The sequence below is a fragment of the Nocardioides iriomotensis genome (assembly GCF_004168035.1).
In the GTDB taxonomy this organism is placed as follows: domain Bacteria; phylum Actinomycetota; class Actinomycetes; order Propionibacteriales; family Nocardioidaceae; genus Nocardioides_B; species Nocardioides_B iriomotensis.
In genome coordinates, this window is the sequence record NZ_SDPU01000023.1 from 131,075 (window position 1) to 157,927 (window position 26,853).

A 26,853-nucleotide genomic window follows, 5' to 3' on the forward strand; every position below is an offset into this window, starting at 1 on the left:
GCGGCCGGCCGGGAGGGGCAAGATGCGCCGACTCGGCGGGTCTGCGGGGGCAAGACGCGCCGACTCGCGCCCTGCCGGCGGGAGGTTCGAGCCGGGTCGGCGGTGTCGGGCGGGAGGTTCGAGCCGGGTCGGCGGTGTCGGGCGGGAGGTTCGGGCCGGGTCGGCGGTGTCGGGCGGGAGGTTCGAGCCGGGTCGGCGAGGGAGGGACGAAGTCCCCTGGTCGGACCCGGCACGACCGTTCGATGCTCGGGTCCACCCAGCAGCCCGGGGGAGGGCCACCATGACGACGCCGACCCAGGTCCAGCCGACCACCCGACCCACCACGCGGCCGAGTCCAGACCGCGCGAAGCAGCCGACGCCGACGCTGACGTTCCTCGGCGCGGCGGGGACCGTGACGGGGAGCCGGTTCCTCGTCGGCCGCCCGGAGCCCCTGCTGCTGGTGGACGCCGGGCTGTACCAGGGTCCCAGCGACCTGCGGCGCCGCAACTGGGAGCCGCTGCCGCTCGACGCGTCCCGCCTCGCCGCGGTCGTGCTGACGCACGCGCACCTGGACCACTGCGGCTACCTGCCACGGCTGGTCCGCGACGGCTTCCGCGGCCCGGTGGTGTGCACGCCCCAGACCGCCGACCTCGCCGAGATCGTGCTGCGCGACAGCGCGCACCTGCAGGAGGAGGACGCGGAGTACGCCAACCGGGCCGGCTGGTCGCGGCACGACCCGGCGCTGCCGCTCTACGACACCGCCGACGCCGAGGCATCCATCCGGCTCTTCTCCCCGGTCGACTACCGCTGGCCGGTGCCGCTCGGCGACGGGGTGGAGGTCACGCTGCACCCGGCCGGCCACATCCTCGGCTCCGCCGTCGTCGACCTGCACGTGGACGGCCGGCACGTCGCGTTCAGCGGGGACCTGGGCCGTCCCGGGCACCCGCTGCTGCGCCCGCCGGGCCCGCCCCCGACGGCCGGGACGCTGGTGCTCGAGTCGACGTACGGCGACCGCAGCCACCCGGCCGCCGGCCCCGCGCTGCTCGCCGGGGCGGTGCGCCGGACGATCGGGCGCGGCGGGTCGGTGCTGATCCCGGCGTTCGCGGTGGACCGCACCGAGCTGGTCCTCCTCGAGCTGGCCCGGCTCACCGAGGAGGGCCGCATCCCGCGCGTGCCGGTGTACGTCGACAGCCCGATGGCGCTGCGCGCGCTGGACGTCTACCGCCGCTCGCTGAGGGAGGGCTCGATCCAGTTCGACGAGGGAGCGGCGGCGCTGCTGACCCTCGACGACGTGCTCGACCTGCACCGGGTGAGCGACGTCGCCGGGTCGCAGGAGCTGAACAGTCCGACGTACCCGAGTATCGTCGTCTCCGCCTCCGGCATGGCCACCGGCGGTCGCGTCGTGCACCACCTCAAGCACCAGCTCGACGACTCGCGCAACTGCGTCGTGCTCGCGGGCTACCAGGCGGAGGGCACCCGCGGCCGGCAGCTCCTCGACGGTGCCGGGCACCTCAAGATGCACGGCCGCTACGTGCAGGTCCGGGCGGACATCGTCCAGGTGCCGTACTTCTCGGTGCACGCGGACTCCGACGACCTCGTCGCGTGGGTCGCCTCCGCGGAGGAGCCGCCCCGGACGGTCTACGTCGTGCACGGCGAGGCCGACGCCTCGCGCGTCCTGGCCCGGCGGCTCGAGGACGAGCTCGGCATCTGCGCGGTCGTGCCGGGGCTGGGGGAGCGGGTCCGGCTCGACTGACGCAGCGGCACGGGCCGAAGGTCCCGGCGCCGACCGGACCCTCTGCCCTGGCCGGTCCGGCGTGTCCGACCGACTCTGGCACCGACCACCCACCGGAGGGAGCAGGACCATGAACGGGAACACGCGAGCCGTCGTCGTCGCGGTCGACGGGACCGCCGGCAGCGCAGGAGCGCTGCGGTACGCCGCCGACGAGGCCGGGCGACGCGGAGCGCCGCTGCGGATCGTGCACGTGAGCCCGACGTACGTCCCACTCACCCCGATGCTTCCCTACGTTCCGGACGACCTGACGGCGGCCGGACGTGCCGTCCTCAGCGAGGCGGAGGCGGCGGTGTCGGAGTCGTCGGAGCCGGGCGCGCTGAGGGTCGAGACGGCCCTCCTGTCCGGCGGACGGGTGAGCGAGATCGTCACCGCCGGCGACGGCGCCGGGCTCCTGGTGCTCGGCCGCGAGACCCGCCACGGCCTCGACCGGTGGCTCCTGGGGGCGACCACCGCGGCGGTCGCCGCGCACGCCTCGGTCCCGGCGGTGGCCGTGCCGGCCGACTGGACGCCGACGACGACACGCGGCATGGTCGTCGTGGGCGTCAAGTCCTCCCACGGCGCCGCGACGCTGCTGGAGCACGCGTTCGCGGCGGCGTCGGCCCGCGGCGCCACCCTGCGGGTCGTGCACGCCTGGTCGCTGCCGGACCCGTACGGCGACCGCATCGAGCAGCGCACGCACGCGGCCCAGTGGCTGACGGCCAGCCGGATGCAGATCGACCGGCTGCTCGACCCGCTGAGGGACCGGTACGCCGACGTCCCCGTCGAGGTGGTCGTGCTGCACGAGCAGCCGGCCCGGGCGCTGCTCGGCCAGGCGGACCACGCGGACCTCGTCGTGCTGCTCCGGTCGCCGAGCACGCTCGTCCCGGTCCGGCACCTCGGGACGACCGCACGGGCGCTCCTCGCCCACGCGACCGCCCCCGTCGAGATCGTCCCGGCCGTCGGCGTTCAGCCCGCGACCCGGAGCACGGCCGACCCCGTCGCGCGTCCGGTAGCCACGTCGACGAGTGCGCCGTCGAGCTCCTCGAACGGGTAGCCGACCACGTGGGCGGACACCCCCAGGCGGTGCGCCAGTCGCAGGAAGTCGGCGCCGTCGGCCCGGGTGTTGGCGGTCACCGAGCGGAGGTCCTTCTCCAGGAACAGGTGCCGGTCGTAGACCAGTGAGGGCACGTCGCTGAGGTGGATCCCGGCGACCGCGACAGTGCCGCCGCGGCCGATCGCCTCGAGCGCGCTCGGCACGAGCTCACCGGCCGGCGCGAAGATGATCGCGGAGTCGAGCGGCACCGGCGGTCGCGCGTCGGCCGCCCCGGTCCAGACGGCCCCGAGCTCGCTCGCCAGCCGCCGGCCGCCCTCGTCCCGGGTGACGACGTACAGCTCCGCGCCCTGCGCCAGCGCGAGCTGGGCCGTCAGGTGCGCGCTCGAGCCGAAGCCGTAGAGACCGAGCCGTCCTCCGGGCGGGAGGGCGGCGCGGCGCAGGGCCCGGTAGCCGATGATCCCCGCGCACAGCAGCGGCGCCAGGGACTCGGCCGGGACGTCGGTGGGGAGCCGGTAGGTGAACGCGGCCGGCGCGACCGCGTACTCCGCGAACCCGCCGTCGGCGTCCCACCCGGTGAACGACGGGGTGGGACAGAGGTTCTCCGCGCCGCGCCGGCACCAGCGGCAGGCACCGCAGGTGCGGCGCAGCCAGGCGATCCCGACCCGGTCGCCCGGCGCGAGGTCACCGACGTCCTCCCCGGCACGCACGACCTCGCCGACCGCCTGGTGGCCGGGCGTCACGCCGGGACGCCGCGGTGGCAGGTCGCCCTCCGCCAGGTGCAGGTCCGTCCGGCAGACGCCGCAGCAGACGACCCGCACGAGGATCTCGTCGCGCGCGGGCTCCGGCACCGGCCGCTCCACCAGCCGCAGGGGACCGGAGGCGATCGGTCCCGGGGACTCGACGATCCAGGCCCGCACGGGTCAGGCGCCCGGGACGTCCGCGTCGACCAGCAGGTCGCTCAGCGGCCGGCGGGGCGAGGGCGGCAGGGGAGTGGCGTCCAGGGCTGGCCAGCCCACGCGCACCAGCAGCTGGGGTACGGCGAGCCGCCCGAGCACGTCCTCGTGCACAGCCGCCCGGGTCCGCTCCACCTCGAACACCTGGCTGAGCGGCAGCAGCGCCATCCCGTCCTGGGTGGCGCGCAGCCACACCGCGCTGAGCGACTCGCCGCAGCGGAGCCAGGCGAGCGTGTCGTCGGACCAGCTGCAGATCAGGAGCAGCCCGCCCACGGTCGTGTCGGGCTCGCGGCGCGGGTCCGCGAGCGTGCCGCCCTCGAACCGCCGGGAGAGGCGGTCCGCCGGCTCCATGGCCGAGGCCGCGGTCGGCACGTGGTCGGACGGGACGCCGTCGGCGGAGCCGTCGCGCCACTGTGCCGTCTCCACCCGCGCCGCCTCGTCCAGGCTCTGCAGGCGGTCGGCCTCGTAGGCGAGCCGGAGCAGGTCCCGCCGTACGGCGAGGCTGTTGACCGGGAAGACCTGGGCGCCCCAGAGGGTCCCCTCCGCCGCGAGCCGGTTGACGCGACCCTCCGGGACCGGCCAGGACGTGAACCGGCGCCGGTCGGTGCGGCGCTGCCAGATGGTCTGGGCGTCGACCGTTCCCAGGTCCGCCGTCGGACCCGGGGCCAGCCGGACCGTCGCCACGTGCCACGGGTTCTCCGGGTCGGGGACCCGTCGGACCCGGGGCAGCCACCCGTGGCTCGCGGCGGCCACCTGGAGGTGGTGCAGCGCGGCGCCGCAGCTGATCACCAGGTTGCGACCCTCGGGGTCCTGGACGGGCAGCCGCCGGTTCGGGTCGCCGAACAGGTCGACCGTGGTCCCGCGCACGCGCCACAGCCAGGGCTGCGTGTTGTGCACGCTCGGTGCCCGGCCGGCCAGGGTCAGGATGTCCTCGACCGGCGGCCGACTCTCTGCTCGTGCTCCCTCGGAGACCGTCCGGTCACCCGACCGCGGCCGCGCCGGGGCGGTCATGACGACTCACGCTCCCGGTGCACGGGCACGATCTCGACCGGGCAGGCCGACTCGCGCAGGACCGCGCGGGCGACCGACCCGAGGTGGTGACCCGGGACGCGGTGGTGGGCGTGGCCGACGAGCAGCAGGTCGCAGTCGTGCGAGACCGCGGTCAGCACCTCGGCGGGGCGGCCCCGGGTGACGCGCGCGTCGACGCCGACGTCCGGCGCCTTGTCGCGCCACAGTGCCGCAAGTCCCTCGAGCGCCTGGGTCGTCTCGGCGCGCCACGTGTCCATGTGCTCGGGGTCCAGCAGGGACAGCTCGTAGGCGGTCGGCACGTCCCAGGCATGCAGCAGCGTCAGGTCGGCGTGCGTCCGGGTGGCGAGGTCGACGGCGTGGGCCATCAGGTCGTCGGCGCCGTCGAGGTCCTCGATCCCGACGACGACGCGAGACCGGACCCCGTTGCCGGCCGGGGCGGGGCCGGACCAGCCGTCCGGGACGGACACGACCGGCACCGCGGCGCGCGCGGCCACCGCGGAGGTCACGGACCCGGCGAGCACCTGGCCGACCCGGGTGCGCCGGCGGTGCTGCAGTACGACGCCGGCATGGGAGCCGGCGAGGTCGGTGAGCACGGAGACGATGCCGCCGACGGGCACGTCGACGTCGACCTCGAAGCGCCCCTCGGCCGCGTCGAGTGCGCGCTCCTGCGCCGCCCTCACGATCTGGCGGCCGGCGAGCTCTGCGGCCTCGAAGCTCAGCAGGAGCGACTCGGGCCCGGCGAGCCCGTGGGTGCCGTGCGCGACGTGGACGAGCCGCAGGTCCTGTCCGGACCGGGCGGCGCGGTCGACGGCCCAGGCGAGCGCGGCGGAGGAGTCGTCGTCGCCGATGGCGACGAGCAGGGTGGTTCGCAAGTCGGTCATCGGTGCCCCTTTCGTCCGCTCCAGCGTCGCGGGCGGCGCCGCCCGCGGCTTAGGGCAGAAGGGCCCGGGAAATTGGGACGTCCGGGCCAGTACGCCGGGTGTGGGGTGTTACCTACGATCAAGGTGTGGCACCCGGCGACGGTCCCTCGCGACGACGGCTCCGGGTCGCGGAGAGCGACGCGGGCTCGCTGGCGGCCACGTCGTCGCCGGAGCCCTCGGCCGCCCTCGCGGCGCTGGCCGACGCCGGTCTCGACGACCTGCTGGCCGAGCTCCGTCAACGGGTGGGGCGACTGGGGGTCGAGCAGCGACGGATGCACCTGCTGCTGGACGCCGTCGTGGCGCTGACGGGCGACCACTCGCTCGAGAGCGTGCTCCGCAGGATCACCGAGACGGCGGCGCAGCTGGTCGGGGCACGGTACGTCGCGCTCGGCGTGCTCGGCTCGGCCACCGACCGGCGCCTGGAGGCCTTCGTCACCTACGGACTCGACCACGAGGAGCGCGCGGCCATCGGCGACCTGCCCCGCGGACGGGGCCTGCTCGGCCTGATCATCGACCGTCCGGAGCCCGTGCGGCTGCACGACATCGCCGACGACCCACGGTCGTTCGGTTTCCCGGCGCACCACCCGCCGATGCACTCGTTCCTCGGTGTCCCGATCCGGATCCGCGACAAGGTCTACGGCAACCTGTACCTCACCGAGAAGCTGGACGGCTGCGACTTCACCGAGCAGGACGAGGCGGTCGTGGTCGCGCTCGCGGCCGCCGCCGGCGTCGCGATCGACAACGCGCGGCTGCACGAGGACGGCGCCCGACGGGAGCGCTGGCTGGAGGCCACCGCCGAGATCACCGCCAGGGTGGTCCGGCCCGACGGCCACGAGACCGCGCTGCAGACGGTCGCCGACCGCGCTCGCGAGCTCGCCGGGGCCGCGGTGGCGAGCGTGGTGCTGGCGGCCGCGGACGACCGGCTCGAGCTCGACGTGATCTCGGGGATCGAGGACCGCTTCAAGCCCACCGGGCGCCTGACCACCAAGAGCTCGCTGACCCGGTTCGTGATCGAGACCGGCCAGAGCCTCGTCGTGGAGGATCTCCGCGACGACCCGCGTGTGGACCCGGACCTGCTCGACCGCGAGGGCTGGCCGTCGCTCGGACCGGCGATCGTCGTACCCCTGCGCGCCGCCGAGGGGGTCGTCGGGGCGCTCTTCCTGGCCTGGGCCCCGGGAGGGATGGCGGACCTGCAGGCGGTCGACATCCGGCTGCCTCAGGCGTTCGCCGAGCAGGCGGCGCTCGCGCTGGAGGTCGCCCGTGCGCGCAAGGTGCACGAGCGGCTGGCCGTGTTCGAGGACCGTGACCGCATCGCCCGCGACCTCCACGACCTGGTGATCCAGCGCCTGTTCGCGATCGGCCTCGGGCTCGAGGGCAGCATCCGGATGGTCCGTGAGCCCGAGGTGGCCCAGCGGATCACGCGGGCGGTGGACGACGTCGACGCCACGATCAAGGAGATCCGGCACTCGATCTTCGCGCTCGGCGCGCCGTCCACGTCGCCCGACGTCCGACAGACCTGCCAGGACCTGGTCGACCGGGCCGCCGCCTCGCTGAAGTTCCGCCCCACGCTGGAGTTCAGCGGGCCGGTGCAGTCCGTCATCGACGACGCCGTGTCCGGCCAGGTCGCGGCCGTCCTCGGCGAGGCGCTCTCCAACGTCGTCCGGCACGCCCAGGCATCGTCCGTCCGGGTGACCCTCGCGGTCGACGACGACCGGGTCGAGCTGGTGGTGGTCGACGACGGGTGCGGGTTCGACGCCGTGGACATCAGCAGCGGGCTCGGCAACCTGCGCGAGCGCGCGGAGGCCCTGGGCGGCCGCTGCACGGTCCAGTCGGTCCCCGGCCGCGGCACCGCGGTGCGCTGGAGCGTGCCCCGCTGAGTCCCGGTCGCGGCGTGACTTTCGGCCCGTGTCCTCGCGCCGTCACCGACCTACGTTGGCGCCATGAGCGACCCCGACAAGGCTCCCGTCCGCGTGTACCTGCTCGACGACCACGAGGTGGTCCGCCGCGGCCTGAAGGAGCTGCTCGAGAGCGAGGGCGACATCGTCGTGGTCGGAGAGTCGGCCTCGGCCGCTGAGGCGACCCGCCGGATCCCCGCGCTGCGCCCGGACGTCGCGATCCTCGACGGCCGGCTGCCGGACGGGTCGGGCATCGACGTCTGCCGCGACGTCCGGTCGGTGGACCCGAGCATCGCTGCGCTGATCCTGACGTCGTACGACGACGACGAGGCGCTGTTCGCGGCGATCATGGCGGGCGCGTCCGGCTACGTGCTCAAGCAGGTGCGCGGCAACGACCTCGTGGAGACCGTACGACGCGTCGCCGGCGGACAGTCGATGCTGGACCCGGCGGTCACCCGCCAGGTGCTCGAGCGGCTGCGCCGGGGGCCCGACGTCGACCCGGCGATCGCGCCGCTGACCCCGCAGGAGACCCGGCTGCTGGAGCTGATCGGGCAGGGCATGACCAACCGGCAGATCGCCGAGGCCATGCACCTGGCCGAGAAGACGGTCAAGAACTACGTCTCGGCCGTGCTCGCCAAGCTCGGTCTCGAGCGCCGCACGCAGGCGGCCGTGTTCGCCGCCAAGCACCTGCACGTCTGACCTGGCTGACAGAACCATCGGAACGGAGAAGTGATGACGCACGACGTCGTACGGATGGAGCCCCTCACCGTCAGCGAGTGCTGGGACCGGCTGAGGGAGCACCGCGTGGGCCGGGTCGGCTTCGACCGGGGGCGTGGCCCGCGGATCCACCCGGTCAGCTACGCGGTGCGCGGCGGTGACCTGTTCGTCACGACGTCGCGCGACTCGGAGCTCGGCATGTTCGCCGCGCTGTTCGCCGACGGCGGGACCGTGTCGTTCGAGCTGGACGAGATCGCCGACGGGGCCGTCGAGCAGTGGAGCGTCCTCGTGGGCGCCCGCGTCGGCGGGTCGGAGCCGGCGCCCGGCACCCCGCCGGTCCCCGCGGCCGGTGCGCCGCGCGACGCGGTGCCACCGCCGGACGGTCACGACGAGCTGGTGCTGCGCCTGGTGCCCGTCGAGGTCACCGGCCGTCGGCGCGTCCTCGAACGCCGCTGAGGCGGGCCGTCCGGCATGGTCACGGCTGCAGAGGGGTCACGAGATCGGTCTCCGCGAAGTACCTTGACGGACATGACGGCTGAGAGGGAGTCGGCGGTCGCCGCCGAACCAGCGGGCCCGGGTCGGCCCGGCCACGCCGAGGAGCTCGACGAGATCGCCGAGATCATCGACGCCCTGCGCAAGGAGGGCGCCGAGTTCGACGACACGCTGGCCGCGGACGGGCTGCCGCCGTGGCGTCAGGGCTACCCGTACGACACCAAGATGCGCCGGGCGAAGTACGAGCGGACCAAACGCCTGCTCCAGATCGAGCTGCTCAAGCTGCAGGCCCACGTCAAGGACAGCGGCCGCAAGGTGGTCTGCCTCTTCGAGGGCCGCGACGCCGCGGGCAAGGGCGGCGCCATCAAGCGGTTCACCGAGCACCTCAACCCGCGGGGTGCGCGCGTGGTCGCGCTGAGCGTCCCCACCGAGCGGGAGCAGAGCCAGTGGTACTTCCAGCGCTACGTCGAGCACCTGCCCAGTGCCGGCGAGATCGTGCTGTTCGACCGGTCCTGGTACAACCGCGCCGGGGTCGAGCGGGTGATGGGCTACTGCTCCCCGGCGGAGTACCTCGACTTCATGCGCGAGGTCCCGGACTTCGAGCGGATGCTGGTGCGCTCGGGCACCCACCTGTTCAAGCTCTGGTTCTCGGTCACCCGTGCCGAGCAGCTGGCCCGGTTCGACGCCCGGTCGCACGACCCCGTGAAGCAGTGGAAGCTGTCGCCGACCGACCTCGCCAGCCTCGACAAGTGGGACGAGTACACCCACGCGAAGGAGGCGATGTTCTTCTACACCGACACCGCTGACGCCCCGTGGACGGTGGTGAAGTCCAACGACAAGAAGCGCGCGCGGATCGAGGCGATGCGCGTCCTGCTCAGCGCGTTCGACTACCCCGAGAAGGACCACGACCTGGTCGGCGAGCCGGACCCCCTGCTGGTCGGCCGGGCATCGACGCTCCGCGACGAGGCACCGGTGAACCACCTCTTCCCGCGGCTCGAGGCCTGAGCACCAACGGGGGCCCGACGAGATGATGAACGCCGTGTACGTCCTGCCGCGCACCCCCTCCGGGCGACGCGCGCTGTGGCTGCTGCTGCCCGTGGTCCTCTACCCGTTCTACTGGTCCGTCCTCACGCTCGTCCCCGACTCGTGGCGGGTCGTCACCTTCGCGGTGGTCGTCGCGCTCGCCGTGCTCGCCGTGGTGGCCCTGGCGACCACCGGCGTTGCCGTCGTCCGGGACCACGAGCGGTCGCTGCTCCTGCTCGTCGTGGCGGCGCTCACGTCGTCGCTCGTCCTGGCCCTCGGGATCGGCGAGGCCCTGGGCGGTCACTGACGCCGGCTGACGCCTCGACGGTACGGCGGTGCCGCAGCCGCTTGTGGGTCGCGTCGGCGACCAGCAGGGCGAGGGCGGTCGCGGCGGCGCCGGCCCAGCCGAGGGTCAAGGGCCAGGTGCCGCCGAGCACGTCGGCGAGTGCTGGTACGCCGAGGAACGTGACGAGCAGGACCGCCTCGGCACCGACCGCCCAGAGCACCGCCGGGTTCCCGGTCACCCGCAGCCGCCACGGCGGGAGGGTGTCGCTGCGGCACGCGAAGGCGTTGGCCATCTGGGCCAGCGCGATCGCCGCGAAGGTCGAGCCCGACGCGACCCCGAGCAACGCGGGCGACGGAATCGTGCCCCAGGTCCATCCCCCGGTGAGCAGCACGGGGACGAAGACGCCCAGCGAGGCGACTGCCTCGACGGGGCCGAGCACACCGAAGCTGCGCCACAGCAGGGACCGGTCCACGACCGAGCGGCTGGTGAGGGGGCCCTGCATCACCCGGCGCCCCGGAGGCTCCGTCCCGAGCGCCAGTGCGGGCAGCATGTCGGTGCCGATGTCGAGGGCGAGCACCTGGAGCACCGTGATGGCCAGGGGCACCTGGCCCGCGGTCATCGCCCAGACCACGAACGGAGCGAGCTCCGCGACGTTGTCGGTCAGGTGGTAGGTGAGGAAGCGCCGGACGTTGGCGAAGGTCGCTCGGCCGAGCTCCACGGCGTGCACGATCGTGGCGAAGTGGTCGTCGAGCAGGACGAGGTCGGCGGCCTCCCGCGCCACGTCGCTGCCCGAGGCCCCCATCGCCACCCCGACGTCCGCCTCGCGCAGGGCGGGCACGTCGTTGACCCCGTCGCCGGTCATGGCCACCACGTGGCCGCGGCCGCGGAGGGCGCGGGCGATCCGCAGCTTGTCCGCGGGCGTCACCCGGGCCACGACGGCGCCGTCGGCACTGTCGAGCAGGGAGCCCAGCGACGCGTCGTCCTCCGGGAGACCGCGCCCGTCGACGACCAGGCCACCGGGCTGCAGCAGGCCCACCTCGCGCGCGATCGCCTCTGCCGTGCGCGGGTGGTCGCCGGTCAGCATCGCGACCCGGATGCCCGCCGCGCGGCACCGGGCCAGGGCGACGCCGACGTCGGGGCGCGGCGGGTCCTCCAGGCCGAGCAGGGCGACCAGGTCCAGCCCGGTCTCGGCGGCTGGCGTGAGGCTGCCTCCTGGCCAGGTGCGTCGAGCCACGGCCAGCACCCGCAGCCCGCGGCCGGTCATCTCCGACAACGGACCTGACGCAGCCTCGGGCCGCCCGACGCACCGGGCGAGGACCTGCTCGGGAGCGCCGAGCACGACGAGGGCGTCCTCGACCACGACGGAGGTCAGCATGCGGTCCCGGCTGAACGGCGCGCCTGCGAGCACGCGCGGAGGCTCGTCGCCGCCGAGCCGGAGCAGCAGGGCGTGCACCGCCGCGTCCATCGGGTCGCCGTCGGCCACCCAGCGGTCCGCGTGCAGCCGTGCCCGCCCGTGCACGCACGCCGCCGCCCAGCGAGCCACCGCGGGCAACCGACCGAGGGCGTCCGGGTCGCCGCTGACCCGGGCCTCGGGCGTGTAGCCCTCACCCTCGACACGGACCCACCCCGACGGTTGCCAGACCGACACGACCGCCATCCGGTTCTGCGTGATCGTGCCGGTCTTGTCGGTGCACACGTAGGTCGTCGCCCCGAGGGTCTCGACGGCGTCGAGGCGCCTGACCAGGGCGTGCCGTCCGGCCATCTGCTGGGCGCCGTGGGCCAACGACAGCGTCACGGTCGGCAGCAGACCTTCCGGCACGAGTGCGACGGCGACCCCGACGCCGAACAGGAACGCCGCGGTGGCGTCGAGGCCGAGCAGCAGCGCCCCGGCGCCGAGCAGCACGCCGGTGCCCACGGCCGTCAGGGCCACGAACCGCACCACCCGCCGCAGCGCGACGGACAACGGGCTCGACGGCCGGTGCGCCGACGCGGCGAGCTCGCTGATCCGGGCGAGGGTGGTCGCCGTGCCGGTGGCCGTGACCTCCGCCTCCGCGGCACCCTGCACGACGAAGGTCCCCGCGAGCAGGTCCTCGCCGGCCTCGTGCGGCACGGCGACGCTCTCGCCCGTCACCAGGGACTCGTCGACCGTCAGGGCGTCGGTACGTCGCACGACGGCATCGGCGCACACCCGGTCGCCCTCCTCGAGGAGCAGCACGTCGCCCGTCACCACGTCGGCGGCCGGGACGACCAGGGCCGTGCCGTCCCGCCTTACCCGGGTGCCGGAGGGCAGCAGCTCGCGCAACCGCTCGGCGGACCGGTCGGCGCGGTACTCCTGCCAGAAGGCGAAGGCGGCGTTGAGCACCACCACGACAGCGATCGCCAGGGTCAGCGCTGGCATCCCGGCCAGCAGGGCCAGGAGCGCGGCGACGACGAGCAGCACGGCGAGCAGGTGCGTGAACTGCTTGAGCAGGGCCCGCCACGCGGGGACCGCGTCCACCCGCGGCACGAGGTTCGGTCCGCCGGCCGCGAGCCGCCGGCGCGCCTCGGCCGAGCTCAGGCCCGCAGGCACCGGGCTCGCCTCGGCCGCTGCCGGGACGGTGGTCGGCTCGGGCATGGGGCCAGCGTGCGCGAGCGGGGCGTGAGCCGAGCAGGGCCCAACGTCCTCAGGTCCCCGCGTCGACGGTGGCCGCCCGGGACCTTCGCCCCTGACCCGGGCGGTGCCCGCGGGCGACCCTGTCCTCGCAGGCGGAGGGAGGACGGACGTGACCACGCAGGGCGCACCGCGGCTGGAGGTCCACCTCGAGGAGCTCGGCCGACGGTCCTGGGTCGCGGCGCTCATGAGCACGCTCACCGGCTCGTTCGGCACCGCCCAGTACCGGTTCGTGGCCCGCCCGCCCGACGACGCGCCGGACGACGCGACCATCGTCCTCGGAGCCACGTTCCCGGTCCTGCGCGCACAGGACCTCGATGACCTGGTCGAGCCGCACGCCTGGCTGGACCTGGCCCGCGCCCGCCTCGACGAGCTGGAGGCGCGGCTACGAGTCGAGGGGTGGTCGCCGGCGGGCACGACCGGGCGGCACTGGTGGTCCCGCACCTACGTCCGTACGGGTGGGCTACCAATGTCGGTGGCTCGGTAGTGGCCCAGGAGCCACGTCACGACGACCGATATCGGTATCGAGCCGACGCTCAGGGGGCGGTCGCGTGCGGCCGGACGGGATGGCAGGCGACGAGCACCTCGGTGCGGGGAGCCGGGACGTCGGGGGTGTCGAGGTAGCGCTCCCACCAGCCGTCCTCGCAGGCGAAGCCGTTCTCGAGCGCGTAGTCACGGACCGCCGCGTAGGCCGCGACCAGCCCGTCGTACGGCCCGGTGTGGGTGACCAGGGCGAAACGGCCGCCCGGCAGGGTCGCGGCGTGCACGCGGCCCTCGGGGCTGACGACCCCCGCGACCGGGAACCCGACGGTCACCCGCCAGCCGTCGGCGCCGGGCAGGTAGCCGGCCACCGGCGGACCCGTGAGGGCGATGCCCTGGCGCGAGGCTGCTCCGGACGCCTCGTCGAAGGCGGGGCCGATCAGGTCCGCGATCCGCTCGGGGGCGGGGACGTCCAGGTCGACGGCCGCGAGGGGCTGGACCTGCAGGTCTGCGAAGGAGACGTCGTACCTCATGCGGCCACGATCGGACGACGGCGACGGTCGCGGGAGAGCCGAAGGTCACCTGTCCCGGCCCGGACCCCGGGGACGTCCGGCGCGACCGACGAGTGACCAAGGGCCCTGCCCTGGCCTCTCCGCGCGAACCAGGGTGGAACCGACCTGACCACCAGCGCAGGAGGAGCGCGAACATGCTGCACGCACACAAGGGCGATCGCCTGGTCATCCGCAGTCGGCACATCGGGGAACCGGAGCGGGACGCCGAGGTCCTCGAGGTCGAGCACGACGACGGTTCGCCGCCATACCGCGTCCGGTGGTCCGACACCGGCCACGAGGCGCTGTTCTTCCCCGGGCCGGACGCGTACGTCGACCACGCCGGCCCGGCGTACCCGCCGGAGTACGACCAGGACCGGACGCGCCGCTGAGGCCGGACGGCCGTGAGCCCGCCGACGGTGACGACGCCCGGGCTGACCGAGGAGGAGGCGACCCGGAGGCTCGACGAGCTCGGTCCCAACGCCGTGCCGCAAGCCCCGCCGCCGGGCGTGCTGAAGCGTGTCCTCGTCCAGCTGCGGGACCCGATGATCCTGCTGCTCTGCGGCGCCCTCACCGTCGTGGTCCTGATCGGCGACCGGTCGGACTCCCTGATCATCGCGGCCGTCGTCGTGCTGAACACCACGATCGGGGTGGTGCAGGAGCTCCGGGCCGAGCACGCCATCGCCGCGCTCCACCGGCTGGCCGCCCCGCGGGCCCGGGTCGTGCGCGACGGGCAGGTGCGCGAGGTGGACGCCGCCGCCCTGGTGGTCGGCGACGTGGTGCGCCTGGACGCCGGCGACGTGGTGCCCGCGGACCTCGTGCTGCGCGAGGCCGTCGCGGTGGAGGTGGACGAGGCCGCGATGACCGGCGAGTCCGTACCGGTGACCCGTCGGCTGGGCGAGGAGGTCCTCGCCGGCACGGTCGTCACGCGGGGGCGCGCGGTGGGGGAGGTCGCGCGGACCGGCGCCGACAGCGGCCTGGGACGGATCGCGGCGCTCATCGCCGGCACCGAGAAGCGCCCGACGCCGCTGCAACGGCGGCTGAACCGGCTCTCCCGCGAGCTCGTGGTGGGCACGACCGTGCTCTGCGTGGCCGTCGCGGTGCTCAGCCTGGTGCGCGGCGGCGGGCTCGTCGAGAGCGTGATCCTCGCGGTCAGCCTCGCGGTGGCGGCCATCCCGGAGTCGCTCCCCGCGGTGGTGTCGGTGGCGCTCGCGCTCGGCGCACACCGGATGGCGCGGCACTCCGCCCTGGTGCGCTGGCTGCCGGCGGTGGAGACGCTCGGGTCGGTGACCGTGCTCGCCTCCGACAAGACCGGCACGCTCACCGAGGGCCGGATGACGGCCCAGGTGCTCTGGGCCGAGGGCACGACGCGGCGGCTGGACGGTCCGCCGGAGGACGCCGACCCCCGATGGCAGCGACTCCTGCGCGACCTCGTCCTGTGCAACGACGCCGTGCTGCCCGCGGAGGGCACCGGTCCTCCGGTGGGCGACCCGCTCGAGGTCGCCCTGCTGGTGGCGGCGTCGCAGGACGGGGTCACCGGCGCCGACCTGCGCCGCCGCTGGACGCGCGTCGCGGAGACCCCGTTCTCCAGCGAGCGGCAGTGGATGTCCACCACCGACCAGGACGGCGCGGGTGCCCGGCTCGAGGTCGTCAAGGGCGCACCCGAGGCGGTCTGGCGGCTGCTGGCGGAGGGGGCTCCGGGGCTGCCGGAGGTGGTCGCGTACGACGGTCGGGCGGCGGCCGAGCGGCTGGCGGCGAACGGCTTCCGGGTGCTCGCGGTCGCGGACCGCGACGACCCACGATCGCCGTACGCGCTCGCGGGGCTGGTCGGCGTCGCGGACCCGCCGCGGCCGGGCGCGCGCGAGGTCGTCACCGCCTGCGCCGACGCCGGCATCCGGGTCATCCTCGTGACCGGCGACCACCCGGCGACGGCCCGCGCGGTCGCGGGCGCGGTCGGCATCGCGACCGCCGACGACGGCGTCGTCGACGGCGCCGCGGTGGAGCGGGGCGAGCACGTCGACCGGGTGGCGGAGATCGGGGTCTACGCCCGGACCCGGCCCGAGCAGAAGGTCGACATCGTTGCGGCGTGGCAGGCCCGCGGGGACGTCGTCGCGATGACCGGCGACGGCGTCAACGACGCTCCGGCCCTGCGACGTGCCGACATCGGCGTGGCGATGGGGGACCGCGGCACCGAGGTGGCGCGGCAGGCCGCCGACCTGGTCCTGGCCGACGACGAGCTCCGCACCGTGGTGCGGGCGGTGGCGGAGGGCCGCCGGATCTACGCGAACATCCGGGCGTTCCTGCGCTACGGGCTGTCCGGGGGGCTGGCCGAGGTCCTCGTCATCCTCGTCGCCCCGTTCCTGGGGCTCCCGCTCCCGCTCACGCCCGCCCAGATTCTCTGGATCAACATGCTCACCCACGGGGTCCCGGGCGTCGCGTTCGGCGGGGAGCCGCTGGACCCGGTCCTCATGCGGCGACCCTCACCCTCGCCGGAGCGCTCGGTCCTCGGGTTGGGGCTCGCCCGGCAGGTCGGGTGGACCGCCCTGCTGATCGCCGTCGTCAGCCTGGGTCCGGGGCTCGCCGTCGCCGGGGCCGGCACGGCCTCGGTGCAGACGGCCGTGTTCTTCACCTTGGGGTGCGCCCAGCTCGCCCTGGCCCTCGCGCTGCGCGCGCCCCGCGACGGCGCCGACCTCGCGCACCGGGGTCTCGAGGCGGCCGTGCTGGCGTCGCTCGCCGGCCAGGTGCTCGCCGTGACGTGGGGACCGCTGCGGACCGTGCTCGGCACCGACGCGCTCCCGTGGTCGACGCAGGCGACGCTGCTGGCCGTCGCGGTGGTGCCCGCCGCGGTCACGGTCGTCGTCCGCCAGGTGGCCGCCCGGCGCCGGGACTGAGGTCCCAGGACTGGTGACGTCGTACCCTGCCGCGGCTCGTGCCGCCACGGTGGAATGGCAGTGGCGGCGGGGACCGCCGGCAAGAAGGAGGGCCGTCACGACGGGAGACCGTCGATCAGGCCTCGACCGCACGCCGTGTCAGACGGCTGGCGCCCCGCCGCCTCTGCTGCCGTGCCCGGCCGTTCGGGTGGCCGGGCGCCAGGGACCTTGGTCCCTCGACCGGTCGACCTTGCGCCCTGCGCGGCCCCGACGGGGGTTCCTAGCGTGGGTGCTCTCGACCCCAGGAGGGCCCATGACCACCAGCACCCCTGCGCCGACGCCCGCGGCGGCCGCCTCCGCGCCCGACGACCCGACGCGTCTCGCCCTGTACGAGACCATGCAGCTGTGCCGCACCTTCGAGGAAGCGGTGCTGCGGGAGTACCACGCCGACAAAGGTCCCGGCTTCGACATCGGCCGCGGTCTGATCCCGGGCGAGATGCACCTGGCCGCCGGGCAGGAGCCCGTCGCCGCCGGTGTCTGCGCGCACCTCACCGCCGAGGACGCGGTGACGGCGACGCACCGGCCGCACCACCTCGCGATCGCGCACGGCGTGGACATGCGCCGGATGGCCGCCGAGATCTTCGGTCGGGCGACGGGCCTCGGCCACGGCCGGGGCGGCCACATGCACCTGTTCGACCCGGCCACCCACTTCTCCTGCTCGGGCATCATCGCCGAGGGGCTCCCGCCGGCGCTCGGCCAGGCGTTCGCGTTCCAGCGCCGCGGCACCGACCGTGTCGCCGTCGCGGTCACCGGCGAGGGTGCGGCCAACCAGGGCGCCTTCCACGAGTCGCTCAACCTGGCCGCGCTGTGGCAGCTGCCCGTGATCTTCGTGGTGGAGGACAACGACTGGGCGATCTCGGTCCACCGCCAGGCATCGACGGCCGTCCCGTCCAACGCCGACCGCGCGGCGGCGTACGGCATGCCCGGCACCCGGATCGAGGACAACGACGTCGAGGCCGTCTGGGCGGCGGCCGGTGAGGCCGTGGCGCGCGCCCGTGGTGGCGGTGGCCCCTCGCTGATCGAGGTGCACACGGTCCGGATGTGGGGCCACTTCGAGGGTGACGCGCAGGGCTACCGCGACGACCTCGGTGAGGCCGCGGCCCGCGACCCCCTGCACCGCTACCGGACGCGGCTGCTCGAGCGCGGCGTGCTCGACGACGTCCGGGTCCGCCACGTGACCGAGGAGTGCGAAGGCCTCGTGGCCGAGGCGATCGCCTACGCCAAGGACAGCCCGCTGCCCGAGCCCGTCACCGCCACCAGCTTCGTCTTCGCCTGAGGAGCGACCATGACCATCACCGAACCCGCCCTGCCCGTCGGGACGCCGACCCACCGCACTACGACCGCGAAGGCGATGGTCGAGGCCATCGCCCTGGAGATGGAGCGCGACCCCGGTGTCGTCTACCTCGGCGAGGACGTCGGGAAGTACGGCGGCATCTTCTCCTCGACCGCGGGGCTGCTCGACCGCTTCGGGCCCGCTCGCGTCATCGACACCCCGATCTCCGAGACCGCCTTCATCGGGCTGGGCATCGGGGCGGCGGTCGAAGGGATGCGGCCCGTCGTCGAGCTGATGTTCGCCGACTTCATGGGCGTCTGCCTCGACCAGATCTACAACCACATGGCCAAGATCCACTTCGAGTCCGGCGGCAACGTGCGCGTGCCGATGGTGCTCACCATGGCCGCCGGCGGCGGGTACTCCGACGGCGCCCAGCACTCGCAGTGCCTGTGGGGCACGTTCGCGCACCTGCCCGGGATGAAGGTCGTCGTCCCCAGCAGCCCCGCGGACGCGAAGGGCCTGATGGCCGCGGCGATCCGCGACGACAACCCGGTCGTCTACGTCTTCCACAAGGGCGTCATGGGCCTGCCGTGGATGACCCGCAGCGAGCGGACGCTCGACGAGGTCCCCGACGGCGAGCACGTGGTGCCGATCGGGAAGGCGAACGTGGTGCGGTCCGGCTCCGACGTCACCGTCGTGACGGTGTCGCTGTCGGTGCACCACGCCGTCGACGTGGCCGAGCGGCTGGCCGAGGACGGGATCGAGGCGGAGGTGCTCGACCTTCGCTCGCTGGTGCCCCTGGACCGGGACGCGATCATCGCGTCGGTCTCCAAGACGCACCGGCTCGTGGTCGTCGACGAGGACTACCTGTCGTTCGGGCTGTCGGGTGAGGTCGTCGCCACGGTGGCCGAGCACGACCCGCGGCTGCTCGCCGTACCGCCGCAGCGCGTCGCCGTCCCCGACGTACCGATCCCGTACGCGCGTCCGCTGGAGCAGGCGGTCCTCCCCGGACCGGCCCGGATCGAGGCCGCGATCCGGACGGTGATGCGCGGGTGAGCGCCGACGTCCGCTTCCCGTTGATGTCGCACGACGCGCCGGACGCCCAGGGAGTCGTCGCCCGCTGGTACGTCCGGGAGGGCGAGGACGTGCTCGTCGACCAGGTCGTGGCCGAGGTGCAGCTCGACAAGGTCGACGTCGAGGTGCTGGCGCCCGCCGCCGGACGGATCCACCTGACGGTGCCGGAGGGTGCGGAGGTGGGGCAGGGCGCCACGATCGCCACGGTGGCGTGAGGGGCCTAAAGTCAGCCGGAAGTCATGGTCCTTCGGCCCTGCCCGGGCGTCGCGACCGGGAGCAGCGTCGAGGCATGACGACGACAGAGGTCGCGGGGACGGTGGCGATCGGGTACGACGGCCGGCCGCAGGGTGACGTGGCGCTGGCCTGGGCCGTGCGCTACGCGGGCAGGAGCGGGCGGCCGGTGACGGTCGTGCACGCGGGCGGACTGCCGGTCGGGTACGCCGGGACGGCGGACGGCGCGGCACTGACCGCGAACCGCCAGGACCTGCACGTGGCGGGCCGCCGGGTGCTGGACGCCGGGTGCGCACGGGCGCGCGAGCTCGACGCGACCGTGGAGGTGCGCGAGCACCTGGTCGTCGAGGAGCCCCGCGTCGTGCTCGCCGACGTCGCCGCCGCGGGCGCGCACCTGCTCGTGCTCGGCACCCGCGGGCACGGTCGGCTGGTGTCCTACCTGCTCGGCTCGGTGAGCGAGGGGACCTCGGCAGTCGCGACCTGTCCGGTCGTCGTCGCCCGCGAGCCCGAGGTGCCGGACCGGCACAGCCTGTACTTCGACAAGGTCGTGGTCGGCGTCGACGGGGCCGACACCTCGGAGGCCGCGCTGAGCGAGGCGTTCGAGATGGCCTCGCTGGAGGGCCGCTCGCTGATGGTGCTGCACGCGCGTGACGACCGGGGACGGTGGCACGACCTGCCACCGGGCTTCGCCGAGAAGTACCCCGACGTACCGGTGTCCGTGCACGAGATCGAGGCCGATCCGCGCTGGGTGCTCGTCGACGCCTCACGGCACGCGCACCTCGTCGCGGTCGGGTCCCGCGGGCTCGGGGACACCGAGGCGCTCGTCCGGGGCTCGGTCAGCCGCTACCTCATCGAGCACGCCCACGGTCCCGTGATGGTGGCCCACCCGGGCCCGCGCTGAGGCCGCCGGCGGTCAGGGCTCGACCGGCGCCGTCGACTCGAGCCGCTCGCGCAGGACGGCGACCAGCGGCGCGATGCGCGCCGCGCACGCGACCACCAGCTGCTCGTCGGCGTCGTCGAACGGCCGGTCGGTGACGAACCGGACGAGCGACACGCCCCCGAGGACCTCGTCGCCGTGCAGCAACGGGACGCCGAGGACGGCACGCACCGGGAACCGGGACAGGAAGTCGGCCTGCCGCTCGGACGCCTCCGCGACCGGCCGCCCCTCGGGCACCAGCCAGCGTCGTGGCCGGCGCTCCGCGATGACCGGGCGCCACAGTCCCACGTCCGCCGGCTGGTCCGTGCGTCGCATGACGGCGACCAGCTCGTCGGCGATGCCGGCGTCGGGGTGGTGAGCCGTCAGGGCCCGCAGGGTGAGCCCGTCGCTCGACAGCATCCGCACGGTGACGGCGTCGGACGTCGCGGTGGCGACGTACTCGGTGACGGCCTGGAGGACGCCGGTGAGCGCCTCGACGACCGCCCGGTCCACCCGGGACAGCAGCCAGTCCCGTCGGGTGGTGTCTCCGGCCGCGAGGTCCATGCCGAGAGTCTGCGCCGAGCGCAGGGGCGGGCGCCAGGTCCCGTCCGGCGCCTCCGGCTCGCGGGCGGCGCTGAGCGCCTGAGCGCGCCTGAGCGCGCCCAGGCGCTCCGGCTCAGGTGGCGTCGCCGAACAGCACGACCTTCAACGAGCCCGACTCGTCGGGCCGGGAGAACGCGTCGTACGCGTCCTGCATCTCGTGCAGGCCGAAGCGGTGCGTGCACAGCCCCTCCACCGAGATCTTGCCCTCGCTGAGGAGGCGCATGAGCAGGGGAGTGGTGCGGGTGTCCACGAGCCCGGTGGTGATGGTGACGTCGCGGATCCAGAGCCGCTCGAGGTGCAAGGTCGCCGGAGCACCGTGGACGCCGACGTTCGCCACGTGCCCGCCGGGACGCACCAGCTCGGTGCAGAGCTCGAACGTCGACGGGATGCCGACCGCCTCGATCGCGACGTCGGCACCGCGGCCGCCGGTGAGCGCCTCGACGGCCGCGGGCACGTCCTCCTCGGGAGACAGCGCACGGTCCGCACCCGCGGCCAGCGCCTGCTCCCGGCGGCTCGCCGCGGGATCGACCACGACGATCCTCGACGGGCTGTAGAGCCGGGCCGTCGTGATCGCGGCGAGACCGATCGGACCGGCACCGACGATGACGACCGTGTCACCGGGCGAGACCGCCCCGGCGAGGACCCCGACCTCGTACGCCGTCGGCAGGATGTCCGCCAGCATGGCGGCGTCCTCACTGCTCACGTTCTCGGGTACGGCGTGCAGCGAGTGGTCCGCGAATGGCACGCGCACCATCTCCGCCTGGGTGCCGTCGATCAGGTGGCCCAGCACCCAGCCGCCGCCGCCCAGGCACTGCCCCTGCCGGCCCTCGCGGCAGGGGGCGCAGCGCCCGCAGGACGAGATGCACGAGACGAGGACGCGCTGCCCGGGCTCGACGGTGCGCACGTTGCTGCCGACGTCGAGGACCGTGCCCACGGCCTCGTGCCCCAGGACGCGGCCGTGCTCGACCTCGGGCACGTCGCCGCGGAGGATGTGCAGGTCCGTCCCGCAGATCGTCACGGCGTCGACCCTGACGATGGCGTCCTCTGGGTCCTTGACCGCCGGGTCGGGCACGTCCCGCCACGACCGCGACTCCGGTCCGCCGTACACCAGTGCCTTCATGGCGGGTCCTCTCGCTCGTGCACCTCGGCCGTCCGAGCGTGCTCGTCTCTCATGACACCGCCACGACGCCGCGGGCGTGAGGGCCCTTCTTCCGTGGACGCGGGTGACTTACGGCCCACGTCCGGTCGAGCCTGGCCTGGTGAGACGCACCCGCCGCGAAGAGAATGCGACACATGGAGGAGGTGCATGTCCGGCCCGTTGGCCTGGGGCCGCTCGAGACGATGCTTCCGACCCCACGGGTCGAGCGGTTCCTCGCGGCGGCGAAGCGGGCACGCGCGGTCTTCGGCGACCGGACCGTGTGGCACGTGAACGCCACCGCCCACGGGGGTGGGGTCGCCGAGCTGCTGCAGACCCTGCTCGCCTACGCCAACGGGGCCGGGGTCGAGAACCGCTGGCTGGTGCTCGACGCGGAGCCACGCTTCTTCGCGCTCACCAAGCGGCTGCACAACATGCTGCACGGCGAACCGGGCGACGGCGGTCCGCTCGGCGACGACGAGCACGCCCTCTACGAAGACGTCCTGCGCACCAACCTGGCAGACCTCGCCGGACGGGTCTCCGCCCGCGACATCGTCGTGCTCCACGACCCGCAGACCGCCGGGCTCGCCGCCGGCCTGCGCGCGACCGGTGCCCTCGTGGTGTGGCGGTGCCACGTGGGACGGGACCACCCGAACGCGGTCAGCGAGGCGGCCTGGGCCTTCTTGCGCGGGTACGTCGAGCAGGCGCACGCCTTCGTGTTCACGCGGAACGCGTACGTCCCGGACTGGGCGCGCACCGGACTCGTCGCCATCATCCCTCCGTCCATCGACCCGCTCTCGGTCAAGAACATGCCGCTGTCTCCCGGACAGGTCCACGCGGTCCTGGCGCAGGTGGGCCTGGTCTCCGGCGGCGACCCGGACGGGGGGATCTCCTTCGTCCGCCGGGACGGCACGACCGGCGCACTGCGGCCGCACTGGCGGACGGGCGGGCTCCTCGTCGACGACGGTCCACCTCCGCCGTCCGCCCCGCTCGTGGTGCAGGTGAGCCGCTGGGACCGGCTGAAGGACATGGCCGGCGTGATGGAGGGCTTCGCACGCGCGGTCGACGACGACGGCCTGGACGGTGTGGAGCTGATGCTCGCGGGCCCCGAGGTCTCGGGAGTCGCCGACGACCCCGAGGGTGCCGAGGTGCTCGGCGAGTGCCGGGAGGCGTGGCGGAGGCTGCCGCCGGTGGTCCGGCGCCGGGTCCACCTGGTCACGGTGCCGATGGACGACCCGGACGAGAACGCCCTCGTCGTCAACGCTCTGCAACGCCACGCGGCCGTGGTGGTGCAGAAGAGCCTGGTGGAGGGGTTCGGGTTGACGGTCACCGAGGCCATGTGGAAGGCACGGCCCGTCGTGGCCAGCAGGCTGGGCGGGATCCAGGACCAGATCACCGACGGCCGCGACGGTCTGCTCCTGCAGGACCCGCAGGACCTCGACGACTTCGCGACGGTGCTGCGCCGCCCGCTCGCGGATGCCGGGCTGGCTGCCCGGCTCGGGGCCGCGGCGCACGCCCGGGTGCTGGGGGAGTACCTCGGGGACCGTCACCTCGAGCAGTACGTCGATCTCCTGGCGGCGCTGGCGTCCGGCGCCGACGCCCCGTGACGGGACGAACGTCCCCGCTCGACGTGGACGTTCGGCACTGAGCCCGCTCGTGCCAGACCGACACCCTGGGCACGGGAGCCGAGCCGACAGGAGCACGCCATGGCACAGGAACGACGGGACCGGACGAGAGGCCCGGTGTCGGTCGAGCACGAGCTGGCCCGGCTCGGCCGCGACGAGGTGCACCACCGGCAGGGAGAGCCGCCCGTGACGTGCCGCCACTGTGGTGAGCCCCTGGTCTGGGTGCCGGACGTGGGCTGGGTCGTCGACGAGCCGGCCGGCAGCTACGACCTGTGCGAGGGCGATCCCCTCGGCCTCCACGACCCGGGACCGGCCTGACGCCGGGCCGGCTCCGTCACTCCAGGGGGTCGCGCAGGATCGGGCAGGTCATGCAGCGCCCGCCGCCCCGGCCGCGACCGAGCTCGCTGGCGTCGATCGTGATCACCTCGATGCCCGCCTTGCGGAGCAGGGTGTTGGTGTGGGTGTTCCGGTCGTAGCCGATGACCACGCCGGGCTCCAGAGCCACCACGTTGTTGCCGTCGTCCCACTGCTCGCGGCGGGCTCCGAACCCGTCGCCGCCGGTGGGGACCACGTGCAGCTCGACGCCGAGGGCGTCGCCCACGACGTCCACGAACGGCCGCCGCTCGACGGTGACGTTCATCCCGACCGGGCTCGCGTCGTCGCGACGGATGGTGAGGGTCCGGATCCGGTCGACCACGGGCGTGAAGGCGGTGACGACGTCGCGGTCGCAGAACGTGAACACGGTGTCCAGGTGCATGGCCGACCGCGCCCGGGGGAGGCCCGCGACCACGACCCGCTCCGCGGCGTCGGCCTTGAACAGGCGACTGGCGAGCTGGGTGATCGCCTGCTGCGAGGAGCGTTCGCCCATACCGACCACGAGAGTGCCGTGGCCGACGGGCATGACGTCCCCGCCCTCGAGGGTCGCCGCCCCGTAGTCGAGCGGCTGCTGGTCGGGGTCGCCGAACCAGATCTCGAGGTCGTCGTGCGGGAACGCCGGGTGGAACCGGTAGACCGCGGCCGTGAGCAGGGTCTCCTGGCGGCGTGCCGGCCAGTACATCGGGTTGAGGGTGACCCCGCCGAACACCCACGAGGAGTTGTCCCGGGTGAACTGGGTGTTGGGCAGCGGTGCGAGCAGGAACGGGTGCTCCTCCTGCCCCCGCAGCGCGGCGAGGAACGTCCCACCGGCCTCGGCCGGAACCTCGGCGAAGGTGAGCCCGCCGATCAGGTGCTCGGCCAGCTGCGCCGGAGTGAGATCGTCCAGCCAGTGGCGGACCGGTTCCACGAGTCCGGCGCCGACCTGGTGCGCGGTGATCCTCCGGTCGAGGAGCCAGGCCCGCGCGGCCGGCTGGGCGACCACCTCGGTCAGCAGGTCCGACAGCTCCAGGACCTCGACGCCGCGCTCGCGCATCTTGTCGACGAAGTCGAAGTGGTCGCGCCTGGCCTGGCTGACCCAGATCACGTCGTCGAACAGCAGGTCGTCGCAGTTGTCGGGCGTCAGCCGCAGGTGAGCCAGCCCGGGGGAGCACACCAGGACGCGACGGAGCCGCCCGGCCTCGGACCAGACGCCCACCCGCGGGGCGGTGGTCGACGCGGGGGCGACCGGCGTCCCCGCCGTACGGACCTCGGCGGTGCTCATACCGTCACGAACCCTTGGACGAGGCCGACGACCGCCGTGACCGCCAGGCCCACGACGACGAGGACCGGCCCGAGCTCGCGCCGGGTGAACGGCTGCTGACCGGTCTCGCGACGCGCCCAGACGAACAGAGCGGTGCCGACGAGGTAGAACAGCCCGGCCACCAGGACGTACTGCCAGCCGCCGGCGTAGACGAGCCAGACGGCGTAGGCGAGGGCCAGCCCACCGATGGCGATGTCGCGCCCGCGACCGGTGCCGTCGTCGTAGGTCTCGCCGGTCACGGCGAGCTTCACCTGGTAGGCGGCCGACCACAGGTAGGGGAGCAGGATCAGCGAGGTGGCCAGGTAGACGAGGTCGGTGTAGGTGTTCTCGTTGACCAGCGTCCACAGCAGCAGCACCTGGATGCAGAGGTTCGTCAGCCACAACGCGTTCGCCGGTGCGCCGCGACCGTTCTCCCGACCGAGCGCCCGGGGCAGGACCCGGTCCAGGGCCGGCAGCCGCAGGATCTCCACCGCGAGCAGGACCCAGGCGAGGAGCGCGCCCAGCAGCGAGACGATCAGGCCGGCGGAGATGAACCCGGCGCCCCAGCTGCCGACCTCGTGCTCGAGCAGCCCGGCCATCGAGGGGTCGCTCAGAGCGGCGACGTCGGCCTGGGCGAGGAGCCCGTACGACAGCAGGTTGACGGCGAGCAGGAGGGCGAGCACGGCGAGGAACCCCACGACGGTCGCGCGGCCGACGTCGCGGCGACGACGCGCGCGCTGGGAGTAGACCGCGGCGCCCTCGATGCCGATGAACACCCAGACGGTCACCAGCATCATGTTCCTGACCTGGTCCCACGTGCCGCCCAGGTCGCTCCCGGTGCCCCAGAAGTCCGCGGTGAACAGGCCTGCCTCGAACCCGACCGCGGCGATCGCGATGAAGGTGACGATGGGGACGACCTTGGCGATGGTCACGACGACGTTCGCGAACGCCGCGTTGCGGACCCCGCTGAGGGTCAGGCCGTGGACGACCCACAGCAGGACCGAGGCGCCGATGATCGCCGGCGCGGTGGTGCCGCCCTCGAAGCCGCCGAACCAGTAGCCGAGCGTGGCCATCAGCAGCACCAGGTACGCGACGTTCCCGACCCACGCACTGACCCAGTACCCCCACGCGGAGGTGAAGCCGATGTACTCACCGAAACCGGCGCGGGCGTACCCGTAGACACCGCCGTCGACGTCCGGCTTGCGCCGCGCGAGGGTCTGGAAGACGAAGGCGAGCATGAGCATGCCGACCCCGGTGACCAGCCAGCCGATCAGCAAGGGCCCGGGGGCGGCGCTCCCCGCCATCTGCGAGGGCAGCGCGAAGATGCCGCTCCCGATCATCGAGCCGACCACGATGGCGATGAGTGCCGGAAGGGCGAGGCCGGTCGGCGGGGCGTCGGTACGGTCCTGGCGGGATCGGCGTGCCGTGCCGCGTCCGGGTCGGACGGCGTGCTGGGTCATGACGGCCTCCTCAGGTCTGGTCACCTCACCCTGGGACGGCGAGCTCGCCCCGGAGCAGGGCCGCTTGGCCGCGCCGTGCGGGACCTTCGGCACTGAGCGGGCCCGCGCGCCCCCTCGGATGCTGGGCCTGGAGAGCCGTGGAAGGAGCGCACGTT

At 74.3% G+C, this 26,853-nt stretch carries 25 protein-coding genes; 16 read left to right on the forward strand and 9 right to left on the reverse strand.

Translation table 11 applies throughout. The features are described from left to right. Nucleotides 1-280: 280 nt before the first annotated feature. Entirely contained in the window at nucleotides 281-1,732 is a 1,452-nt protein-coding gene (locus tag ETU37_RS13110) for an MBL fold metallo-hydrolase RNA specificity domain-containing protein (RefSeq protein WP_129987781.1), read from the forward strand. A gap of 109 nt (nucleotides 1,733-1,841) precedes the next feature. Then, nucleotides 1,842-2,804: a universal stress protein gene (locus ETU37_RS13115; protein WP_129987782.1), complete on the forward strand. Its 963-nt coding sequence runs from the start codon at nucleotides 1,842-1,844 to the stop codon at nucleotides 2,802-2,804. Here the strand turns inward: ETU37_RS13115 and ETU37_RS13120 are convergent. From ETU37_RS13120 to ETU37_RS13130, 3 genes are read right to left on the reverse strand one after another with little or no spacing between them, the layout of a single operon-like run. Next, a complete protein-coding gene (locus tag ETU37_RS13120) occupies nucleotides 2,717-3,721 on the reverse strand; it encodes a zinc-dependent alcohol dehydrogenase family protein (protein WP_129987783.1) in 1,005 nt (334 codons plus the stop codon). The genes ETU37_RS13115 and ETU37_RS13120 overlap by 88 nt on opposite strands. Nucleotides 3,722-3,724: 3 nt before the next feature. Next, on the reverse strand, nucleotides 3,725-4,768 hold the full coding sequence (locus ETU37_RS13125; protein ID WP_129987784.1) for an Acg family FMN-binding oxidoreductase: 1,044 nt from the start codon (nucleotides 4,766-4,768) through the stop codon (nucleotides 3,725-3,727). Then, on the reverse strand, nucleotides 4,765-5,667 hold the full coding sequence (locus tag ETU37_RS13130) for a universal stress protein (RefSeq protein WP_129987785.1): 903 nt from the start codon (nucleotides 5,665-5,667) through the stop codon (nucleotides 4,765-4,767). Before ETU37_RS13130 ends, ETU37_RS13125 begins: the two co-directional genes overlap by 4 nt. Nucleotides 5,668-5,792: 125 nt before the next feature. On the opposite strand from ETU37_RS13130, the gene ETU37_RS13135 reads away from it, so the two are divergent. The 5 genes from ETU37_RS13135 (at nucleotide 5,793) to ETU37_RS13155 (ending at nucleotide 10,140) form a co-directional block, all read left to right on the forward strand. Next, on the forward strand, nucleotides 5,793-7,583 hold the full coding sequence (locus tag ETU37_RS13135; RefSeq protein ID WP_240755714.1) for a sensor histidine kinase: 1,791 nt from the start codon (nucleotides 5,793-5,795) through the stop codon (nucleotides 7,581-7,583). 63 nt (nucleotides 7,584-7,646) lie between these two features. After that, nucleotides 7,647-8,300 carry a response regulator gene (locus tag ETU37_RS13140; RefSeq protein ID WP_129987786.1) on the forward strand — a complete coding sequence of 218 codons (654 nt, stop codon included), beginning with the start codon at nucleotides 7,647-7,649 and terminating at the stop codon, nucleotides 8,298-8,300. Between the two features lie 33 nt (nucleotides 8,301-8,333). Then, complete coding sequence (locus ETU37_RS13145; RefSeq protein ID WP_129987787.1) at nucleotides 8,334-8,774, forward strand: pyridoxamine 5'-phosphate oxidase family protein; 441 nt, start codon at nucleotides 8,334-8,336, stop codon at nucleotides 8,772-8,774. 72 nt (nucleotides 8,775-8,846) lie between these two features. Next, nucleotides 8,847-9,815, forward strand: coding sequence for a polyphosphate kinase 2 (gene ppk2, locus ETU37_RS13150; protein ID WP_129987788.1), 969 nt, complete (start codon nucleotides 8,847-8,849; stop codon nucleotides 9,813-9,815). Between the two features lie 22 nt (nucleotides 9,816-9,837). Beyond that, on the forward strand, nucleotides 9,838-10,140 hold the full coding sequence (locus tag ETU37_RS13155; RefSeq protein WP_129987789.1) for a hypothetical protein: 303 nt from the start codon (nucleotides 9,838-9,840) through the stop codon (nucleotides 10,138-10,140). On the opposite strand, the gene ETU37_RS13160 is transcribed toward ETU37_RS13155, so the two are convergent. Then, nucleotides 10,085-12,733, reverse strand: coding sequence for a cation-translocating P-type ATPase (locus ETU37_RS13160; protein WP_129987790.1), 2,649 nt, complete (start codon nucleotides 12,731-12,733; stop codon nucleotides 10,085-10,087). The genes ETU37_RS13155 and ETU37_RS13160 overlap by 56 nt on opposite strands. A gap of 148 nt (nucleotides 12,734-12,881) precedes the next feature. Here ETU37_RS13160 and ETU37_RS13165 point away from each other — a divergent pair, with 148 nt between their 5' ends. Beyond that, on the forward strand, nucleotides 12,882-13,256 hold the full coding sequence (locus ETU37_RS13165; RefSeq protein ID WP_129987791.1) for a hypothetical protein: 375 nt from the start codon (nucleotides 12,882-12,884) through the stop codon (nucleotides 13,254-13,256). Between the two features lie 49 nt (nucleotides 13,257-13,305). Here ETU37_RS13165 and ETU37_RS13170 read toward each other — a convergent pair whose 3' ends face one another. Continuing rightward, entirely contained in the window at nucleotides 13,306-13,782 is a 477-nt protein-coding gene (locus ETU37_RS13170; protein WP_129987792.1) for a GyrI-like domain-containing protein, read from the reverse strand. Nucleotides 13,783-13,955: 173 nt separating this feature from the next. On the opposite strand from ETU37_RS13170, the gene ETU37_RS13175 reads away from it, so the two are divergent. From ETU37_RS13175 to ETU37_RS13200, 6 genes are all read left to right on the forward strand, one after another. Beyond that, a complete protein-coding gene (locus tag ETU37_RS13175; RefSeq protein ID WP_129987793.1) occupies nucleotides 13,956-14,189 on the forward strand; it encodes a DUF1918 domain-containing protein in 234 nt (77 codons plus the stop codon). 12 nt (nucleotides 14,190-14,201) lie between these two features. Next, the gene (locus tag ETU37_RS13180) at nucleotides 14,202-16,688 is read left to right on the forward strand and encodes a cation-translocating P-type ATPase (protein WP_129987794.1); all 2,487 of its coding nucleotides are present in this window, start codon (nucleotides 14,202-14,204) and stop codon (nucleotides 16,686-16,688) included. Between the two features lie 292 nt (nucleotides 16,689-16,980). Then, entirely contained in the window at nucleotides 16,981-18,003 is a 1,023-nt protein-coding gene (locus ETU37_RS13185; protein ID WP_129987795.1) for a thiamine pyrophosphate-dependent dehydrogenase E1 component subunit alpha, read from the forward strand. 9 nt (nucleotides 18,004-18,012) lie between these two features. Next, the gene (locus tag ETU37_RS13190) at nucleotides 18,013-19,056 is read left to right on the forward strand and encodes an alpha-ketoacid dehydrogenase subunit beta (RefSeq protein ID WP_129987796.1); all 1,044 of its coding nucleotides are present in this window, start codon (nucleotides 18,013-18,015) and stop codon (nucleotides 19,054-19,056) included. Continuing rightward, nucleotides 19,053-19,289 (forward strand): lipoyl domain-containing protein, encoded by a 237-nt coding sequence (locus ETU37_RS13195; RefSeq protein WP_240755715.1) that lies wholly within the window; start codon nucleotides 19,053-19,055, stop codon nucleotides 19,287-19,289. Before ETU37_RS13190 ends, ETU37_RS13195 begins: the two co-directional genes overlap by 4 nt. A gap of 74 nt (nucleotides 19,290-19,363) precedes the next feature. After that, nucleotides 19,364-20,206, forward strand: coding sequence for a universal stress protein (locus ETU37_RS13200; protein ID WP_129987797.1), 843 nt, complete (start codon nucleotides 19,364-19,366; stop codon nucleotides 20,204-20,206). 12 nt (nucleotides 20,207-20,218) lie between these two features. On the opposite strand, the gene ETU37_RS13205 is transcribed toward ETU37_RS13200, so the two are convergent. Next, on the reverse strand, nucleotides 20,219-20,785 hold the full coding sequence (locus ETU37_RS13205; RefSeq protein ID WP_129987798.1) for a GAF domain-containing protein: 567 nt from the start codon (nucleotides 20,783-20,785) through the stop codon (nucleotides 20,219-20,221). Between the two features lie 112 nt (nucleotides 20,786-20,897). Continuing rightward, a complete protein-coding gene (locus tag ETU37_RS13210) occupies nucleotides 20,898-21,944 on the reverse strand; it encodes an alcohol dehydrogenase catalytic domain-containing protein (RefSeq protein ID WP_129987799.1) in 1,047 nt (348 codons plus the stop codon). Nucleotides 21,945-22,117: 173 nt separating this feature from the next. Between ETU37_RS13210 and ETU37_RS13215 the strand changes: the two genes are divergently transcribed. After that, on the forward strand, nucleotides 22,118-23,566 hold the full coding sequence (locus ETU37_RS13215; RefSeq protein WP_129987800.1) for a glycosyltransferase: 1,449 nt from the start codon (nucleotides 22,118-22,120) through the stop codon (nucleotides 23,564-23,566). A 99-nt stretch (nucleotides 23,567-23,665) separates the two neighbouring features. After that, a complete protein-coding gene (locus ETU37_RS13220; protein WP_129987801.1) occupies nucleotides 23,666-23,902 on the forward strand; it encodes a hypothetical protein in 237 nt (78 codons plus the stop codon). 16 nt (nucleotides 23,903-23,918) lie between these two features. Here ETU37_RS13220 and arcA read toward each other — a convergent pair whose 3' ends face one another. Then, a complete protein-coding gene (gene arcA / locus ETU37_RS13225; protein ID WP_129987802.1) occupies nucleotides 23,919-25,220 on the reverse strand; it encodes an arginine deiminase in 1,302 nt (433 codons plus the stop codon). Then, nucleotides 25,217-26,698, reverse strand: coding sequence for an arginine-ornithine antiporter (gene arcD / locus ETU37_RS13230; protein ID WP_129987803.1), 1,482 nt, complete (start codon nucleotides 26,696-26,698; stop codon nucleotides 25,217-25,219). The genes arcA and arcD overlap by 4 nt, the downstream gene beginning before the upstream one ends. Between the last annotated feature and the right edge of the window lie 155 nt (nucleotides 26,699-26,853).

What these genes read in the sequence shown, in the direction of transcription:
- ETU37_RS13190 (WP_129987796.1), top strand. Translation starts at nt 18,013, where the DNA reads ATGACCATCACCGAACCCGCCCTGCCCGTCGGGACGCCGACCCACCGC.
- ETU37_RS13205 (WP_129987798.1), bottom strand. Translation starts at nt 20,785, where the DNA reads ATGGACCTCGCGGCCGGAGACACCACCCGACGGGACTGGCTGCTGTCC.
- ETU37_RS13145 (WP_129987787.1), top strand. Translation starts at nt 8,334, where the DNA reads ATGACGCACGACGTCGTACGGATGGAGCCCCTCACCGTCAGCGAGTGC.
- ETU37_RS13215 (WP_129987800.1), top strand. Translation starts at nt 22,118, where the DNA reads ATGGAGGAGGTGCATGTCCGGCCCGTTGGCCTGGGGCCGCTCGAGACG.
- ETU37_RS13130 (WP_129987785.1), bottom strand. Translation starts at nt 5,667, where the DNA reads ATGACCGACTTGCGAACCACCCTGCTCGTCGCCATCGGCGACGACGAC.
- ETU37_RS13200 (WP_129987797.1), top strand. Translation starts at nt 19,364, where the DNA reads ATGACGACGACAGAGGTCGCGGGGACGGTGGCGATCGGGTACGACGGC.
- arcA (WP_129987802.1), bottom strand. Translation starts at nt 25,220, where the DNA reads ATGAGCACCGCCGAGGTCCGTACGGCGGGGACGCCGGTCGCCCCCGCG.
- ETU37_RS13125 (WP_129987784.1), bottom strand. Translation starts at nt 4,768, where the DNA reads ATGACCGCCCCGGCGCGGCCGCGGTCGGGTGACCGGACGGTCTCCGAG.
- arcD (WP_129987803.1), bottom strand. Translation starts at nt 26,698, where the DNA reads ATGACCCAGCACGCCGTCCGACCCGGACGCGGCACGGCACGCCGATCC.
- ETU37_RS13185 (WP_129987795.1), top strand. Translation starts at nt 16,981, where the DNA reads ATGACCACCAGCACCCCTGCGCCGACGCCCGCGGCGGCCGCCTCCGCG.
- ETU37_RS13155 (WP_129987789.1), top strand. Translation starts at nt 9,838, where the DNA reads ATGATGAACGCCGTGTACGTCCTGCCGCGCACCCCCTCCGGGCGACGC.
- ETU37_RS13115 (WP_129987782.1), top strand. Translation starts at nt 1,842, where the DNA reads ATGAACGGGAACACGCGAGCCGTCGTCGTCGCGGTCGACGGGACCGCC.
- ETU37_RS13160 (WP_129987790.1), bottom strand. Translation starts at nt 12,733, where the DNA reads ATGCCCGAGCCGACCACCGTCCCGGCAGCGGCCGAGGCGAGCCCGGTG.
- ETU37_RS13220 (WP_129987801.1), top strand. Translation starts at nt 23,666, where the DNA reads ATGGCACAGGAACGACGGGACCGGACGAGAGGCCCGGTGTCGGTCGAG.
- ETU37_RS13140 (WP_129987786.1), top strand. Translation starts at nt 7,647, where the DNA reads ATGAGCGACCCCGACAAGGCTCCCGTCCGCGTGTACCTGCTCGACGAC.
- ETU37_RS13210 (WP_129987799.1), bottom strand. Translation starts at nt 21,944, where the DNA reads ATGAAGGCACTGGTGTACGGCGGACCGGAGTCGCGGTCGTGGCGGGAC.
- ETU37_RS13175 (WP_129987793.1), top strand. Translation starts at nt 13,956, where the DNA reads ATGCTGCACGCACACAAGGGCGATCGCCTGGTCATCCGCAGTCGGCAC.
- ETU37_RS13110 (WP_129987781.1), top strand. Translation starts at nt 281, where the DNA reads ATGACGACGCCGACCCAGGTCCAGCCGACCACCCGACCCACCACGCGG.
- ETU37_RS13170 (WP_129987792.1), bottom strand. Translation starts at nt 13,782, where the DNA reads ATGAGGTACGACGTCTCCTTCGCAGACCTGCAGGTCCAGCCCCTCGCG.
- ppk2 (WP_129987788.1), top strand. Translation starts at nt 8,847, where the DNA reads ATGACGGCTGAGAGGGAGTCGGCGGTCGCCGCCGAACCAGCGGGCCCG.